Below are 15,566 nucleotides of genomic sequence, written 5' to 3'. Positions count from 1 at the left end.
CGTACCGGCCGGGCGTCAGCTCTCGGTCCGCCCGCGCCGCAGCATCGCGAAGCCGAGTCCGGCGGCGCCGATGGCCGCGATGCCGCCGCCCGCGGCGAGCAGGAACACGCCCTCGCCCGGCCCGTCGGCCAGCGTGTTCAGGCGCAGCGAGTCGGCCGGGCCGGTGGCCACGGACCGGCTCCCGCCGCCCGCAGCCCCGGGCGCCGACGCGGGAACGACCTGCCCGCTGCGGGTGCCGGTCTTGTACCCGTCGCCCGCGACCTCGTGGGACCGGCCCTCCGCGGGAGCGTCGCCGCCCACCCAGGACGTCAGCCGCCCGTCGGACTCCAGCGCGGCGTGCAGGTCCCCGGCGCCGCCGAAGCCGGTGATGCCCTCACGGCTCGTCAGCGTGGTGGCCTTGTGGCCGCCGGCGGTCAGGATGTCGGCCCGGTACGCGCCCCCGGCGATGCGGTAGACCTTCGCGGTGGAGGTGCCGTCCGCGAGGGAGAGGCTCTTGACCAGCGTCGGCTGCGGTCCCGCGGAGTGCGCGGACGAGGCCGCCGGCACCCCCTCGGCGAGGGCGGCGGCGGTCGGCAGCGCCAGCAGGCTCCCGGCGCATGCGGTCACGGCGGCGGCGCGAACGAGGGTGCGGCGGCTGACGGTGCTCACGGGAAGCCCTCCGGTGCTGGTCATGTCCTGGCGTGTGCTGGCGTGTGCTGGCGGTTCCTGATGGGGCCAGGTGGGACAAACCTAGGCGCCGGCCGTTGCGGCGGAGCCCCGTTCGTGTAACAGCGACGTCGCAGGGTCACGTCAGAGTCGTTACACAGCCGGGGGATTGCCGTGCGGCGCCCCGGCTGTTCCCATGGACGGCGGGGGGTGAGGGCCCATGAAGGGACTCAGAGTGCTGCCGGGCGGCCGGCCCGGCCGGGGCCGGTTGTATGTCAATCTGCCCGACGGGCGGGCGGTGGCCTGGTACGACCGGCAGGCGAACCGGATCAGCATCCTCGCGGACGACCAGCGCGAGGCGATCCTCGCGGTGTTACGGCCCTACCTGAGCGGAACGGTGACGATCGGTCCGCCTCCCGTCCCCACGGCGGCCGACCTGGCGGGCCTCGCCCTCCCGCCGGACGCGGACCTGGCCCCGAACCGCCCCGGCGAGACCCTGCTGGGGGAGCTGGAACACGGCCCGGCGGGCACCCGGGCGCGGCACCGGCTGCGTCAGGACCTGCTGGCCCAGCAGCGCATGGGGGACACCTTCGACGCCCTGGAGGCGGACGGCTGGCGGATCCTGCACTGCGTCCCGGTCCCGGGAATGGGACGCATCGACCACCTGCTCATCGGCCCGGCCGGGATCTTCTGCGTCCGCACCGTCCCGGGCCGCCGCCAGCGCGCGGTGGCCGGCGATCTCCTGCTCGCGGTCGGCCGCGCCGAACCCCGCCCGGACCCGCGCTGGACCCGCCGCGCGGCAGCCCGAGCCACCCGCGCCCTGACGGCCCAGGTCACCCCGGCCCTGGCCGTGGTCGACGCCTCCCGCGTCGAGGTGGCCCCCACCCTCCGCGACATCCGCGTACTCCAACCCCCCACGGCCGCGACAGACCTCACGTCCTCCCCAACGGCCCTCAAACCCCCGGACATCGAAACCCTGTTCACCCTGGCCCGCGACACGAGAACCTGGCTGGGCCCCAACGCCGGCAGATCCAGCCCCGCCTGGGGGTCCCCCCGGACGGAGTCTGGGGGAGTTTGAGACGCGGGGTCTGGGGCGGAGCCCCAGTTTCGGGACGGGGCGGGTAGGGGGCAGCGCCGCAGGCCCCCGCCACCCTGGGCTCAGGCCGAGGTCCGCTTCCGCGCAGGCGCCGCCTTCTTCGCGGCGCCGGCCGTCTTCTTGGCCGCGGCAGCCGACTTGGCCGACTTCGCGGTCGACTTGGACGCCGCGGCCTTCTTCGCCGCACCCGACGCAGTCTTCTTGCCCGCGGCCGACTTCGCCGTCGACTTCTTCCCACCCACCGCCTTCGGCGCAGCCGCAGCCGCCGACTTCCGCCGCCCCCGAATCGGCGTGACCTCGGCCTCGGCCGAGCCCTCCGCCCCGCCCGCGGAACCCGCCTCCCCCCGAGAAGCCTTGGCCGCCTTCACGCTCTTCTCCAGCGCCGCCATCAGGTCGATCACCTGACCCCCGGCCGGCTCCACGACGGCCTCGGTCGGCTCGAACGCCCCACCCGCCTTCGCCGCGATCATCGCCTCCACGGCCTCCCGGTAGTCGTCGTGCAGCGAGGACAGCTCCACCTCGCCCAACGTCGCCATCAGCGCGTCCGCCAGGTCGAGTTCGGCCTCCCGTACCGTCACGTCCGCATCCGGCGCCACCCCCTCCGGCGCCCGGATCTCGTCCGGCCACAACAGCCCGTGCATGGCGATCACGTCGTCCACGACCCGCAGCATGCCCAGCCGCTCCCGCCCCCGCAGCGCGTACTTGGCGATCGCGACCTTCCGGCTCCGCTTCAGCGCCTCCCGCAACAGGGTGTAGGGCTTCGCCGCCGTCGCCCCGTTCGCCGCGAGGTAGTACGCCGCGTCCATCTGCAGCGGATCGATCTCGTCCGCCGGTACGAACGACATGATCTCGATCGTCCTGGCGGTCGCGATCGGCAGCTGCGCCAGGTCCTCGTCGGTGATCGGGATGATCGACCCGTCCCCCTCCTCGTACCCCTTCCCGATCTCAGCGGTCGGCACCTCCTCGGCGTCCAGCTCGCACACCTTGCGGTAGCGGATCCGCCCGCCGTCGGTGAGGTGGATCTGACGGAAGGAGATCGAGTGGCTCTCGGTGGCGTTCACGAGCTTGATCGGGATGCTGACCAAGCCGAAGGAGATCGCCCCGTTCCAAATGGATCGCACGGTTCCTCCTGTTTCGTGGCAGTCTCATCGTATGACGCCGATCACATTGGTGGAGGGCCGTCGCATCGCGCTCAGCAATCTCGACAAGGTGCTCTACCCCGAGACCGGCTTCACCAAGGGCGAGGTGCTGCACTACTACGCCCTCGTCGCGGGATCCCTCCTCCCGCACATCCACAACCGGCCGGTGTCCTTCCTGCGCTATCCCGACGGCCCGGACGGCCAGCTCTTCTTCACCAAGAACCCGCCGCCCGGCACCCCCGACTGGGTGAAGACCACCCCCGTGCCCCGCTCCGAGGACCTCTCCGCCGAACAGGTGGTCGTCGCCGACATGGCCACCCTCATGTGGTCCGCCAACCTCGTCGTCGAGTTCCACACCCCCCAGTGGACCGCCGGGAGCCCGGCCATCGCCGACCGGATGGTCCTCGACCTCGACCCCGGCGCGCCCGCCTCCGTCGTCGAGTGCTGCGCCGCCGCGCTCTGGCTGCGCGACCGGCTCGCGGCCGACGGCCTGCACGCGTACGCCAAGACCTCCGGCTCCAAGGGCATGCACCTGGCCGTGCCCCTGGAGCCGACCCCCTCCGAGCAGGTGTCGGCGTACGCGAAGCTGCTCGCCCAGGAGGCCGAGCGCGAGCTGCCGGACCTGGTCGTCCACCGCATGGCCAAGGCGCTGCGCCCCGGCAAGGTTTTCGTCGACCACAGCCAGAACGCCGCCGCCAAGACCACCGCCGCGCCCTACACGCTGCGCGCGCGGGCCCGGCCGACCGTGTCCACACCGGTGTCCTGGGAGGAGGTCGAGGCCTGCCGGCGCCCTGACGACCTGGTCTTCCTCGCCGACGACGTTCCGCTGCGGCTGGAGCGCGACGGGGACCTCTTCGGCCCCCTGGTCAGCCTCGACCGGGCCGGCCGGCTGCCGGGGACGCGAGGAGCCCGGCCGTGATCCGCGTCGCGCTGGCCACCGCCGTACGGACCCTTCCGCGCGGCGCGGGCCTGGCGTACGAGCCGAAGTTCGACGGCCACCGCCTGGTCATCGTGCGCTCGGACGCCGACGTCGTGCTCCAGGCGCGTTCCGGCCGGATCGTGACCAGCGCCTTCCCCGATCTGGAGGTGGCCGCACGGCAGTTGCCCGCCGGGACCGTCCTCGACGGGGAGGTGGTGGTCTGGCACGCGGGCCGGACGGACTTCGCGCTGGTGCAGCGCCGGGCGGCGGCGGCCACGGCCGCGCGGGCCGCCGTACTGGCGCAGACGCTGCCGGCCTCGTACGCCGCCTTCGACGTGCTGGAACTGGCCGGGCTGGACCTGCGCGGGCGCGCGTACGAGCGCCGCCGGGCCCTCCTGGTGGACCTTCTGCTGCCGCTCGGGCCGCCGCTGCAGCCGGTGCCGATGACCACCGACCCGGAGCTGGCGGCCACCTGGTACGAGACCCTGCCCGCCAGCGGCATCGAGGGCCTGGTCGTCAAACGGCTGGACCAGACCTACCCGGCAGGCCGGCGCGGCTGGCAGAAGCTGCGGCACACGGACGTCCGCGACGCGGCGGTGGTCGGCTACACCGGCACCCCGCGCCGCCCGCTCGCCCTGGTGCTGGTCCTGCCGGTCGGGGACGAGACCCCGCTGGTGTCGAGCCCTCTGACGGCGGCCCTGCGCGCGGAGGTGGCGCAGGCCGTGGCCTCCCGCGCGGCCGTGGCTCCGGCCGGGGCGACCGTCACGGCGATCGGGCTCGGCGAGGTGCCCTTCCGGCCGCTCGACCCGCCGCTGACGGCGGAGGTCCGGCACGCCTCGGCCCGGCACCCGCCGCCGGAGGTGCTGCGGCTGCGGACAGACCTCTGACCCGCGCGGGAGGCGCGGGTCAGAGGTCAGAGGTCAGACGCCAGAGGTCGGAGGTCAGACGCCAGAGGGAGTCGGGCCGGCGTGTCAGCTGTGTGCGCCTCGTCCCGCGTCCGGCGGAGCCCCCGGCTGTGGATGCGGACCCGGTCCCTCCACGTGCTGGTGACCGGACTCGCGCCGCTTGCGGACGTCGTCGGGATGCGCGGAGGCGGTGGAGCCGAAGTTTCCGTAGCCCTGCATCTCGTGCGGCCGGAGGCCGCCCTCGGGAATCTCCACGGGGTCCCGCTCCTCGCGGACCTCGTAGACGGCCCCGCCGTTCGGCAGGTGGGGCTGGCTCTCGGCGGTGGGCGGCGGGGGTTCCTTCGCCCGGACCCGCTGACCCAGCTTGAAGCCGCCGAGGAGGAAGCCGGCGACGACAATCCCGACGACCAGGAACCATGCGATGTCGGTCAAGGTCGAGTCCACGCTCAGGATCATGTCCATGGAACCATTTTCCCGCACTTCAGGGCGATATGCGCTGTTCTGGCCGGGATACCTTGCGCCATCCGGGGTACGCGCCAGGGGCACCCGAATCGAGCCGCAGCCGAGAAGGAGGCCGGTCATGCCCCGCGGATCTTCCCCCAAGCGCGAACGCCAGTACGAGCACATCAAGGAGGGCCTGGAGCAGCGCGGCGAGCCGAAGGGCAAGGCCGAGGAGATCGCCGCCCGGACGGTCAACAAGGAACGCGCCCGGGCGGGGGAGTCCAAGACGGCCAGCAAGGAGTCCCTGCAGGACATGTCCTCGTCCCGCCGCGGGGGCCTGCACTCCCACTCCGGCGCGCAGGGCCCTACGTACGACCAGCTCTACGCGGAGGCCCGGCGCCGCAACGTCCACGGCCGCTCGGACATGAACAAGGCACAGCTCAAGCGGGCCCTCGGCGACGGCTGATCAGGCGAAGGCCGACCGGTCGGGACGAACCAGCGGTCAGGAGTTGATGGGCCCGTCCGTATCCCGCAGGGTGTCGAGCTCGCGTCCGCCCAGCACCCCCAGGATCTCGGCGCAGATGGCCAGCGCGGTCTCCGCCGGGGTCCGCGCGCCGAGGTCCAGGCCGATCGGCCCGTGCACCCGGGCCAGTTGGGCCTCGCTCACCCCGGCGGCGATCAGCCCTTCCCGCCGCCGCGCGGTCGTCTTGCGCGAGCCCAGCGCACCGACGTACGGGACCCCCTGAGCGAGCGCGAACCGCAGCGTCGGTACGTCGAACGCCTCGTCGTGACTCAGCATGACCAGGCACGCGGCGTCCCGCCGCGCCTGGATCACCTTCACGGCCTCCTCCGTACCGTCGACCAGCACGGCCTCCCAGCCCAGCAGCAGCGCCTGCCGCTCGATGATCTCGGCGAGCTCACCGCCCCCGCCGATCACCACGTACGGAGCCGACGGGTACGCCTCCACCAGCACCAGCCCGGACTCCCCGTACAACGCGTCCCGCCCGGCCCGCCGCGTCCCCAGCAGTTCCCCGGCCCGCCGCCCGGCGTCATCACGCGGCACGTCGCCGGCCCGTACGACCGCACTGACGGCATGATCGGCGCCCTCGTTCAGCCGGGTCACCAACGCCACCCCGACCCCCTCACCGAGCAGCTCCCACCACTCGGCCGGGATCGCCGCCAGCGGCTGGAGCAGCACCTCGGCCTGCCCGCCACAGGTCAGCTTCGCCTCCACGGCCTCGGCCCCGCGCACGGACACCTCGCACACCCGCGCGGTGTCCCCGGCCCCCATCGCCCCGGCCTCGGCGACGAGCTCGGCATCAAAGACCCCCCGGTACAGGGCGCCGACACACTCCCCCCGCGCATCGACGAGCACCGCCCCGGCCGGATCCCGCGGCCCGAACCCCTGCTCGGTCACGGGCCGCGCCAGATACCCCGCGCGCCCCTCGGCCACCCACTGCCGCGCCGTCTCCACCAACTCACGCATCGCGCCGCCCCATCCTCATGCGAGCTCCACTCGCCACAAAGCACCAGGTCAACGGCACTATGCGGCCTTACCGACCACCCTACGCACGCCCCCCATCCCTACCCACCCCCCAAAACCCACAGACTCCGCCCCACCCCCCTCGTACAGACCACCGGAACCACCCGACGGAACCGCCCGACGGAGCCGAGCCGTGGGAGCCGAGATCCCGCTCGACGGTTCCGCCTCCTGGCGGCGGTGGACTCGGGCAACATGGGCGAACAGCTCGATCAGCGCCGCCCCCGTGCCACCGCAAGGAGCCGCCTTGAGTGACCAGCCCCACCCCTCCCTCCGCGACCTGGTCCTCGGCCGCCTGGCCGCCTCCTCGCTGGCGCCCGCCGTGCGGCACCTCGTGGCCGGGCTGCTGCCCGAGGTACGGACCAGGAGTGCAGGGCAGGCCGGGCCGGTGTACCTGCGATCGATCTCGGCGGCCGGCTGGCGCGGCATCGGACCGGCCGCAACGCTGGACCTCACCCCCGGCCCCGGCCTCACCGTGGTCGCGGGCCGCAACGGCTCAGGGAAGTCCAGCTTCGCCGAGGCCGCCGAAATGGTGCTCACCGGAGAGAACTTCCGCTGGCAGGACCGCACTCAGATCTGGAGGCAGGGCTGGCGCAACCTGCACGACCACACCGCTCCACAGGTGTCGGTGCAGCTCTGCCTCGACGGCGAGAACGATCCGCTGACCGTCCGCAGGAGTTGGCACGGGGACGGCCTGGACGACTCCCGAACGGTCGTTCACCGGCCCGGGGTGCCCGAACAGGATCCCCGCGAGGTCATCGACGCCGAGGACCTGTCCCTCTACCGGCCGTTCCTCTCGTACAGCGAGCTGGGCGCGATGATCAACGGGCGGATGAGTGCCCTGCACGACGCGCTCGCGCAGATCCTCGGCCTGGACCTGCTCAGCGACGCCGACAACGAAGCCCGCGCCCGAGCGAAGAAGCTCACCGACACCGTCACAGGGGCCGGTGACCTGATCCGAGCCGTGATCGCCGAACTGTCGGAGTCGGACGACCCGCGGGCCGCCGAGGCCGTCGCGGCGCTGAGCGGCCGCCACCCGGACCTCGACCGGTTACGCGCGCTGCTCAAGGGCCGGGTCGAAACGGACGGCGCCGAGCTCGCCCGCCTGCGTCGCCTCGTCGGCCTGGAAGGCCCCGACCCGCGCGGAGTCGCGGGCGCGGTGGCCCGGCTCCGGGAAGCCGCCGCCGTCGCCGAGGACGCGCGTTTCGGCACAGCCGAGGACGCCCGGCAGCTGATCGGACTGCTGGAGCGGGCCCTGGACCACCACCGCCGACACCCGCAGTCCGCCGACTGCCCCGTCTGCGGTGCCGGGAGCCGACTCGACGAGATCTGGGCCCTGCGCGCCCGGGAACAGGTCGAACGGCTCCAGCGGGAGGCGGCCGAGGCGCAGACCGCCCGTGCGGGCCTGGCCGCCGCGGAGCGGGCCGTACGCGATCTGGTGCAGCCGGTTCCGGGCTGGCTCCAGGATGACGCTTCGCCGCTCGCCTCCCTCTGGTACGAGTGGGCCGCTTGCCGGGACGTCGCCGACCCGCGCGAACTCGCGGACCGGATCGAGCGGGTGGCGGCCACGCTGGCCGACGCGTGCCGACAGCTGAGCGAGGAGGCCGCGGACCGGATCGCCGAGCAGGACGGCCGGTGGCAGCCGCTCGCCCTGCGCCTCGCCGAATGCCTGCGCGACGCCGAGAAGGCGGAGGCGGCCCGGCCGCTCATCAAGCAGATCAAGGACGGCCGGGCGTGGCTGAAGAAGGTCACCGGCGAACTGCGCGAGGAACGGCTCCGGCCCTTCGCCGACCAGTCGCAGACCATCTGGAAACTGCTGTGCGAACGCAGCAGCGTCTCGCTCGGCTCGATCAGCCTCGCGGGCACCGCCAACCAGCGCAAGGTGGTGCTCGATGCCTCCGTGGACACGATCGACGCGCCCGCCTTCGGCGTGATGAGCCAGGGCGAGCTCCACTCGCTCGCACTCTCGCTGTTCCTCCCGCGGGCCACGCACCCCGACAGCCCCTTCGGGTTCCTGGTGATCGACGACCCCGTACAGTCCATGGACCCGGAGAAGGTCGAAGGACTCGCCCGCGTCCTCCAACTCCACTCCCGGCACCGCCAGGTGGTCGTCTTCACCCACGACACCCGCCTCCAGCAGGCCATCCGTCAGCTGCGCGTCCCCGCGACGATCATGCAGGTGTCCCGCCAGACCGACTCCGTCGTACGGGTCACCCGGACCGACGACCCGGTCTCCCTCGCGCTGGGTGAGGCCCGGGCCGTGGCCAGTGACCGCAACGTGCCGCAGGACGTTGCCGACCGGGTACTGCCCCAGATGTGCCGGGGAGCTCTGGAAGCGGCCTACCTGGAGCCCGCACGGCGCCGGCTGCGCGCCGACGGCCACAGCCACGACGAGGTCGAGGCGAGGATCGGCAGGACGTTCAAGCTCACCGAGTTGGCCGCGCTCGCCTTCTACGACAGCGGGATGGCACCGGCCGATGTGCTCGCCGCGGTCGCCCAGGACCACGGGCCGTGGGCGCGCACCCTGATCGAGCGGTGCAACGCGGGGGCCCACCAGGCTCCCGCCCCGTCCGGTGCGTCCATGGACCTGGTCCGGGAAACAGAGAAGCTCGCCAGGGCGGTGCAGCGCCGGTGACCCGGTCCACCCGCGACCTCGTGGCCGCCGCCGACGCCCTGCTCACACCCCCGCCCGGCACCATGCCCTCGCTCACGCCCGGACTGCGCGCCCGCGCCGCGGCCGCGCTGCTGAGGCTGGCTCTGGACGAGGCCATGGACGACTTCTGGCGGAGCGTCAGCCCCCGCATGGTCCACAGCAGGGGCCGGACCAAGGCGCTCTGCCTGGACTGGTACGTGGGCCCCTCGGTGGCCCGCCAGTGGTACGTGGTCTGGTCGGCCCTCAGCGCCGCCTGCCACCACCACACCTACGAACTGCCGCCCACTCCGGCCGAGGTGAGGGCCTGGCACGCGGACGTCACGGAACTCCTGCGCGCCATGCCGTCCAGCACGACCCCCACCAGGCCCTGACCGCCGTACGGAAGGAACCGCACCACGCGAGGGCGCGCCCAGGCTGTCGTAGGGCGGCCGCACAGGGCGGCAGTTGGCTGCGCATACGCGAAGACCCCGTTCTCAGCGAACTCGCTGATGGCGGGGTCTTTGGGCACTTCCTGCGAAGTGCCCCCGGCAGGATTCGAACCTGCGCACACGGCTCCGGAGGCCGTTGCTCTATCCCCTGAGCTACGGGGGCGTGTCGTTCGCTGTGCGGCGACGGGTTGAACACTACCAGCTTCCCTGGGGTGATCAGGAACCGGTTTGTCGGGGGAGAAGGAGGTGGGTCGCCCGCAGGGGGTGGAAGTGGCAAAAACCCGGACGCGGGGGCCCGGGCCGACCTACTCTCGAGTTGTGCCAGGCGTCTCGGGCCGGGTGCTTGTTGTCGACGACAACAAGGTCATCCGGCAGCTGATCAAGGTCAATCTCGAGCTGGAGGGCTTCGAGGTCGTGACCGCGAACGATGGTGCCGAGTGTCTGGACGTCGTGCATCGCGTGTGCCCCGACGTCATCACCCTTGATGTGGTCATGCCCCGGCTGGACGGGTTCGGGACCGCCGCGCAGTTGCGGGCCGATCCGCGGACCAGCGCCGTGCCCGTCGCGATCGTGAGTGCCTGTACGCAGCACGAGGTGGAGTCGGGGATCGCGGCCGGGGTGGATGCATTCGTCGCCAAGCCCTTCGAGCCCGCCGAGCTGGTACGGGTCGTACGGCGGCTGGTCGAGAGGAAGGACCTGCGCGACGGGAGGAAGGGCGCCCCCGCCGGGAGGGGGAGGGGCTGAGACCCTGCCGCCTCCTGCTGCTCTCCCGCTCCTCCTCATTTCACATGGCGAAACCCTTCGCGGAGTGAGCGGCCGTCTCCCCTAGGCTGGGTCTCGTGAACCCCGCCGATCTCTCCCGTACCGTCGTGCGCGCCGTGCGCTGCGCCGTCGAGGACGGGGAGCTGGGCGCCGATGTGGCCGTGCCCGGGCGGGTCGTCGTCGAGCGGACCCGGCCCGGTGGGGTGGGGGAGTACGCCACCCCCGTCGCCTTCCAGGTCGCCAAGGCCGCCGGACGCGCGCCCGGTGAGGTGGCCAGGGTGCTGGCCCGTCGGCTCGGTCAGGAGCCGGGGATCGTGAGTGTCGAGGTCACCGGACCCGGGTTTCTGAATTTCGTGCTGCCCGCGCCTTCCGCTCCCCTCGTCATCCGGGATGCCGTCGTGCTCGAGGGCGCCGCCTTCCTCCCCGTCGACATCGGCGCCGGCCCCGGCCTCGGGCTGCGCGAGCGCGTCGTACGCGAGAGTGTCCTGCGGCTCGTGCGCAGCCAGGGTGGGAGCCAGGGCCGCAGCGAGCACGACGTGACCGACGGGCTTTCCGTTGCTCCCCTCGCCAAGCGGGACGGGGACGTCGTCGCCCGGTTCGGGGTCGACGCCGCCCGCTGGGCGATGCTCTGCGTGCCGGCCCGCGAGACGCCCGAGTTCTCCGACCGGCTGCTCCTGCAGGGCGAGGGCAGCGAGTTCTTCCGGGTGCGGTACGCCCACGCGCGGAGCCGGGCGCTGCTCAGCAACGCCGACGGCCTCGGGTTCGGGCCCGCCGTCGGAGAGGTGGACGCCCCCGCGCTGCTGCGCGCCCTCGCCGGCCATCCCCTCGTACTCGAAGCCGCCGCGCACCACCGCGCGCCCGAGCGGCTCACCCGGCACCTCGTCGAGCTGGCGGACGCGCTGCTCGACTTCCAGTACCGCGTACTGCCCCAGGGGGACGAGAAACCCTCGGCCGCCCACCGTGCCCGGCTGGCTCTTGCCGAAGCCGCCGGGACGGTGCTGGCCGGCGGCCTGGCCCTCCTCGGCATAGACGCACCGACACGCCTGTGACCTGTGAAGAGAGATACCGATGAGCCGTTCCGCGCACCCCGCCGGACCCCGTCACGCCGATGTCCTGCCCGAGGGGCACTACTCCCCGCCCGCGGCCGACCTCAACGCCCTCGACGAGAAGGTCTGGGCCCGGACCGTCACGCGCGACAGTGACGGCGTCGTCAGCGTCGGCGGCATCGAAGTGACCAAGCTCGCCGAGGAGTTCGGGACCCCCGCCTTCTTCCTCGACGAGGAGGACTTCCGGGCGCGGTGCCGGGCCTGGGCGCACGCCTTCGGCAAGGACGCCGACGTGTTCTACGCCGGTAAGGCGTTTCTTTCCAAGGCCGTCGTGAAGTGGCTGAAGGAAGAGGGGCTCAATCTGGACGTGTGTTCCGGCGGGGAGCTGGCCACCGCGCTCGCCGCCGAGATGCCCGCCTCCCGGATCGCCTTCCACGGCAACAACAAGTCCGAGGGCGAGATCCGGCGCGCCATCGAGGCCGGCGTCGGGCGCATCGTCCTCGACTCCTTCCAGGAGATCGCCCGCGTCGCGCACATCGCCCGCGAGCTGGGCGTACGCCAGCCCGTACAGATCCGCGTCACGGTGGGCGTCGAGGCCCATACGCACGAGTTCATCGCGACTGCCCATGAAGACCAGAAGTTCGGCATCGCCGTGGCCGACGGGGTCGCCGCCGAGGCCGTACGGCGGGCCCTCGGGCACGACTCGCTCGAGCTGCTCGGCGTCCACTCCCACATCGGCTCGCAGATCTTCGACATGGCCGGCTTCGAGGTGTCGGCGAAGCGGGTCGTGCAGCTGCTCGCCGCCGTGCGGGACGAGCACGGGGTGGAGCTGCCCGAGATCGACCTCGGCGGCGGTCTCGGCATCGCCTACACCTCCGACGACGACCCGCGCGAGCCCCACGAGATCGCCAAGGCGCTCACCGAGATCGTGGCGCGCGAGTGCGAGAGCGCCGGCCTGCGCGCGCCCCGCATCTCCGTCGAGCCCGGCCGCGCCATCGTCGGCCCCACCGCCTTCACCCTCTACGAGGTCGGCACTATCAAGCCGCTCGAGGGACTCCGGACGTACGTCAGCGTCGACGGCGGGATGTCCGACAACATCCGGACGGCTCTGTACGACGCCGAGTACTCCATCGCGCTCGTCTCCCGTACCTCCGACGCCGAGCCGATGCTCGTCCGCGTCGTCGGCAAGCACTGCGAGAGCGGCGACATCGTCGTGAAGGACGCGTTCCTGCCCGCCGACCTCGCCCCCGGTGACCTGCTCGCCGTCCCTGCCACCGGCGCGTACTGCCGCTCCATGGCCAGCAACTACAACCACGCGCTGCGTCCGCCCGTCGTCGCCGTGCGCGACGGTCAGGCCCGGGTGATCGTCCGTCGCGAGACGGAGGAAGATCTCCTGCGCCTCGACCTCGGATGATGAAATTGACGTCTCACTCAATGGACCGAGGGTGGAAACTGCTGTCCATTGAGTGAGACTGGTTCTCACCCCTCGCGCAAGCCGCGCGCGGGGTACTGAAGGAAGATCGAAAGGCGTAGGTCGAATGATGCGTACGCGTCCGCTGAAGGTGGCGCTGCTGGGCTGTGGAGTGGTCGGCTCGGAAGTTGCTCGCATCATGACGACGCACGCCGACGACCTGACGGCCAGGATCGGCGCGCCCGTCGAGCTCGCGGGCGTCGCCGTGCGCCGCCCCTCCAAGGTCCGCGAGGGCATCGACCCGGCCCTGATCACCACCGATGCGACCGCCCTCCTCAAACGCGGCGACATCGACGTGGTCGTCGAGGTCATCGGCGGGATCGAGCCCGCCCGGACGCTGATCACCACGGCGTTCGAGAACGGGGCCTCCGTCGTCTCCGCCAACAAGGCGCTGCTCGCCCAGGACGGCGCCGCCCTGCACGCCGCCGCCGAGCAGCACGGGCTGGACCTGTACTACGAGGCCGCCGTCGCCGGCGCCATCCCGCTGGTCCGCCCGATGCGGGAGTCCCTCGCGGGCGACAAGATCAACCGCGTCATGGGCATCGTCAACGGCACGACGAACTTCATCCTCGACAAGATGGACTCCACCGGCGCCGGCTACCAGGAGGCGCTCGACGAGGCCACGGCCCTCGGGTATGCGGAGGCCGACCCCACCGCCGACGTCGAGGGCTACGACGCCGCCGCCAAGGCCGCCATCCTGGCCGGCATCGCCTTCCACACCCGGGTCCGCCTCGACGACGTCTACCGTGAGGGCATGACCGAGGTCAGCGCCAGCGACTTCGCCTCCGCCAAGCGGATGGGCTGCACCATCAAGCTCCTGGCGATCCTCGAGCGCGCCGCCGACGGGGAGTCCGTCACCGCCCGCGTGCACCCGGCAATGATCCCGCTCACCCACCCGCTCGCCTCCGTCCGCGAGGCGTACAACGCGGTCTTCGTCGAGGCGGAGGCCGCCGGGCGGCTCATGTTCTACGGGCCCGGCGCGGGCGGCTCGCCGACCGCGTCCGCGGTCCTCGGCGACCTCGTCGCCGTCTGCCGCAACAAGCTCGCCGAGGCAACGGGGCCGGGCGAGTCGGCGTACACCCAGCTGCCGGTCAGCCCCATGGGCGAGGTCGTCACCCGCTACCACATCAGCCTCGACGTGGCCGACAAGCCCGGCGTGCTGGCCCAGGTGGCGACGACCTTCGCGGAGCACGGCGTCTCCATCGACACCGTCCGCCAGCAGGGCAAGGATGGCGAGGCCTCCCTCGTCGTCGTCACTCACCGCGCACCCGACGCCGCCCTCACCGGGACCGTCGAGGCGCTGCGGAAGCTGGACACCGTCCGCGGTGTCGCCAGCATCATGCGTGTTGAAGGGGAGTAAGGACCCATGAGCAGCAATCGCACCCACCAGTGGCGCGGCATCATCGAGGAGTACCGGGACCGGCTGCCGGTCACGGACACGACTCCCGTGGTCACACTCCGCGAGGGCGGCACGCCGCTCGTTCCCGCGCAGGTGCTCTCCGAGCGCACCGGCTGCGAGGTGCACCTCAAGGTCGAGGGGGCGAACCCCACCGGGTCCTTCAAGGACCGCGGCATGACCATGGCCATCACCAAGGCCAAGGAGGACGGCGCGAAGGCCGTCATCTGCGCATCGACCGGCAACACCTCGGCCTCCGCCGCCGCGTACGCGGTGCGCGCCGGCATGGTCTCCGCCGTCCTCGTGCCCCGCGGCAAGATCGCGCTCGGCAAGATGGGCCAGGCCCTCGTGCACGGCGCCAAGATCCTCCAGGTGGACGGCAACTTCGACGACTGTCTGAATCTCGCCCGCGCGCTGTCCGACAACTACCCGGTCGCGCTGGTCAATTCGGTCAACCCGGTACGCATCGAGGGCCAGAAGACGGCCGCGTTCGAGATCGTCGACGCGCTGGGCGACGCCCCCGACATCCACGTGCTGCCCGTCGGCAACGCCGGCAACATCACCGCGTACTGGAAGGGCTTCAAGGAGTACAAGGCCGACGGCCTGGCCTCCCGTACGCCCCGTGTGTGGGGTTTCCAGGCCTCCGGCTCCGCGCCCATCGTGCGCGGAGAGATCGTCAAGGAGCCGCACACCATCGCCACCGCGATCCGGATCGGCAACCCGGCCTCCTGGGAGTACGCGCTCGCCGCGCGCGACGAGTCGGGCGGCTTCATCGACGAGGTGACGGACCGCCAGATCCTGGCCGCCTACCGGTTGTTGGCCGCACAGGAGGGCGTCTTCGTCGAGCCCGCCTCGGCCGCCTCCGTGGCCGGTCTGCTCAAGGCCGCCGAGCTGGGCCTGGTCGACCCCGGCCAGACGATCGTGTGCACCGTCACCGGCAACGGCCTCAAGGACCCCGACTGGGCGATCGCCGGCGCTCCGCAGCCGGTCACCGTTCCGGTGGACGCCGAAGCCGCGGCCATCCGCCTCGGCCTCGTCTGACGCACAGGCCGGGCAGCAACGCGTGACCCGGGTTCCGGGGGTCCCCAAGACCCCCGGAACCCGGCAACTCGCCCCGTACGACAA

General features: G+C 72.4%; 15 protein-coding genes and 1 tRNA gene. 11 read left to right on the top strand and 5 right to left on the bottom strand.

Annotation, left to right across the window (positions count from 1 at the left end; genetic code table 11):
- Positions 1–15 precede the first annotated feature (15 nt).
- Positions 16–672: a hypothetical protein gene (locus OHA89_RS13120; RefSeq protein ID WP_406366228.1), complete on the bottom strand. Its 657-nt coding sequence runs from the start codon at positions 670–672 to the stop codon at positions 16–18.
- Positions 673–865: 193 nt separating this feature from the next.
- Here OHA89_RS13120 and OHA89_RS13115 point away from each other — a divergent pair, with 193 nt between their 5' ends.
- The gene (locus OHA89_RS13115; RefSeq protein WP_406366227.1) at positions 866–1,723 is read left to right on the top strand and encodes a nuclease-related domain-containing protein; all 858 of its coding nucleotides are present in this window, start codon (positions 866–868) and stop codon (positions 1,721–1,723) included.
- 80 nt (positions 1,724–1,803) lie between these two features.
- Here the strand turns inward: OHA89_RS13115 and OHA89_RS13110 are convergent, their stop codons facing one another.
- Positions 1,804–2,862, bottom strand: a complete 1,059-nt coding sequence (locus OHA89_RS13110; RefSeq protein ID WP_257554187.1) for a Ku protein — start codon at positions 2,860–2,862, stop codon at positions 1,804–1,806.
- Positions 2,863–2,893: 31 nt separating this feature from the next.
- On the opposite strand from OHA89_RS13110, the gene ligD reads away from it, so the two are divergent.
- The gene (gene ligD, locus OHA89_RS13105) at positions 2,894–3,799 is read left to right on the top strand and encodes a non-homologous end-joining DNA ligase (RefSeq protein WP_266614968.1); all 906 of its coding nucleotides are present in this window, start codon (positions 2,894–2,896) and stop codon (positions 3,797–3,799) included.
- Positions 3,799–4,686, top strand: a complete 888-nt coding sequence (locus OHA89_RS13100) for an ATP-dependent DNA ligase (protein WP_266615391.1) — start codon at positions 3,799–3,801, stop codon at positions 4,684–4,686. The genes ligD and OHA89_RS13100 overlap by 1 nt, the downstream gene beginning before the upstream one ends.
- 84 nt (positions 4,687–4,770) lie before the next feature.
- On the opposite strand, the gene OHA89_RS13095 is transcribed toward OHA89_RS13100, so the two are convergent.
- Positions 4,771–5,166, bottom strand: coding sequence for a DUF6479 family protein (locus tag OHA89_RS13095; protein WP_215146861.1), 396 nt, complete (start codon positions 5,164–5,166; stop codon positions 4,771–4,773).
- Positions 5,167–5,284: 118 nt separating this feature from the next.
- Between OHA89_RS13095 and OHA89_RS13090 the strand changes: the two genes are divergently transcribed.
- Entirely contained in the window at positions 5,285–5,611 is a 327-nt protein-coding gene (locus tag OHA89_RS13090) for a plasmid stabilization protein (RefSeq protein WP_266614967.1), read from the top strand.
- A 36-nt stretch (positions 5,612–5,647) separates the two neighbouring features.
- Here the strand turns inward: OHA89_RS13090 and OHA89_RS13085 are convergent, their stop codons facing one another.
- Entirely contained in the window at positions 5,648–6,631 is a 984-nt protein-coding gene (locus OHA89_RS13085; protein ID WP_406366225.1) for an XdhC family protein, read from the bottom strand.
- 301 nt (positions 6,632–6,932) lie between these two features.
- Here OHA89_RS13085 and OHA89_RS13080 point away from each other — a divergent pair, with 301 nt between their 5' ends.
- Together OHA89_RS13080 and OHA89_RS13075 are read left to right on the top strand one after the other, a co-directional pair.
- Complete coding sequence (locus tag OHA89_RS13080) at positions 6,933–9,320, top strand: AAA family ATPase (RefSeq protein ID WP_266614965.1); 2,388 nt, start codon at positions 6,933–6,935, stop codon at positions 9,318–9,320.
- Positions 9,317–9,709, top strand: a complete 393-nt coding sequence (locus tag OHA89_RS13075; RefSeq protein WP_406366223.1) for a hypothetical protein — start codon at positions 9,317–9,319, stop codon at positions 9,707–9,709. The genes OHA89_RS13080 and OHA89_RS13075 overlap by 4 nt, the downstream gene beginning before the upstream one ends.
- A gap of 148 nt (positions 9,710–9,857) precedes the next feature.
- Here OHA89_RS13075 and OHA89_RS13070 read toward each other — a convergent pair.
- Positions 9,858–9,929, bottom strand: a tRNA-Arg gene (locus tag OHA89_RS13070).
- Between the two features lie 107 nt (positions 9,930–10,036).
- Between OHA89_RS13070 and OHA89_RS13065 the strand changes: the two genes are divergently transcribed.
- The 5 genes from OHA89_RS13065 (at position 10,037) to thrC (ending at position 15,482) form a co-directional block, all read left to right on the top strand.
- Complete coding sequence (locus tag OHA89_RS13065) at positions 10,037–10,510, top strand: PleD family two-component system response regulator (protein WP_406368484.1); 474 nt, start codon at positions 10,037–10,039, stop codon at positions 10,508–10,510.
- Between the two features lie 95 nt (positions 10,511–10,605).
- On the top strand, positions 10,606–11,577 hold the full coding sequence (gene nrtL, locus OHA89_RS13060; RefSeq protein ID WP_266614945.1) for an ArgS-related anticodon-binding protein NrtL: 972 nt from the start codon (positions 10,606–10,608) through the stop codon (positions 11,575–11,577).
- A 19-nt stretch (positions 11,578–11,596) separates the two neighbouring features.
- Positions 11,597–12,988 (top strand): diaminopimelate decarboxylase, encoded by a 1,392-nt coding sequence (gene lysA, locus OHA89_RS13055; RefSeq protein ID WP_257554179.1) that lies wholly within the window; start codon positions 11,597–11,599, stop codon positions 12,986–12,988.
- Between the two features lie 124 nt (positions 12,989–13,112).
- Entirely contained in the window at positions 13,113–14,405 is a 1,293-nt protein-coding gene (locus tag OHA89_RS13050) for a homoserine dehydrogenase (RefSeq protein WP_257554178.1), read from the top strand.
- A gap of 6 nt (positions 14,406–14,411) precedes the next feature.
- Entirely contained in the window at positions 14,412–15,482 is a 1,071-nt protein-coding gene (gene thrC / locus OHA89_RS13045) for a threonine synthase (RefSeq protein WP_257554177.1), read from the top strand.
- Positions 15,483–15,566: the final 84 nt, after the last annotated feature.

The sequence above is a fragment of the Streptomyces sp. NBC_01546 genome, from assembly GCF_045208355.1.
Lineage (GTDB): Bacteria > Actinomycetota > Actinomycetes > Streptomycetales > Streptomycetaceae > Streptomyces.
The sequence above is the reverse complement of the archived record's forward strand: the minus strand, read 5'-3'. Positions and strand labels throughout refer to the sequence as shown.

Bases quoted from the DNA above. Each gene is read 5' to 3' on its own strand.
- OHA89_RS13120 (WP_406366228.1), bottom strand. From the start codon at position 672: ATGACCAGCACCGGAGGGCTTCCCGTGAGCACCGTCAGCCGCCGCACC.
- OHA89_RS13115 (WP_406366227.1), top strand. From the start codon at position 866: ATGAAGGGACTCAGAGTGCTGCCGGGCGGCCGGCCCGGCCGGGGCCGG.
- ligD (WP_266614968.1), top strand. From the start codon at position 2,894: ATGACGCCGATCACATTGGTGGAGGGCCGTCGCATCGCGCTCAGCAAT.
- OHA89_RS13095 (WP_215146861.1), bottom strand. From the start codon at position 5,166: ATGGACATGATCCTGAGCGTGGACTCGACCTTGACCGACATCGCATGG.
- OHA89_RS13090 (WP_266614967.1), top strand. From the start codon at position 5,285: ATGCCCCGCGGATCTTCCCCCAAGCGCGAACGCCAGTACGAGCACATC.
- OHA89_RS13085 (WP_406366225.1), bottom strand. From the start codon at position 6,631: ATGCGTGAGTTGGTGGAGACGGCGCGGCAGTGGGTGGCCGAGGGGCGC.
- lysA (WP_257554179.1), top strand. From the start codon at position 11,597: ATGAGCCGTTCCGCGCACCCCGCCGGACCCCGTCACGCCGATGTCCTG.
- OHA89_RS13050 (WP_257554178.1), top strand. From the start codon at position 13,113: ATGATGCGTACGCGTCCGCTGAAGGTGGCGCTGCTGGGCTGTGGAGTG.
- thrC (WP_257554177.1), top strand. From the start codon at position 14,412: ATGAGCAGCAATCGCACCCACCAGTGGCGCGGCATCATCGAGGAGTAC.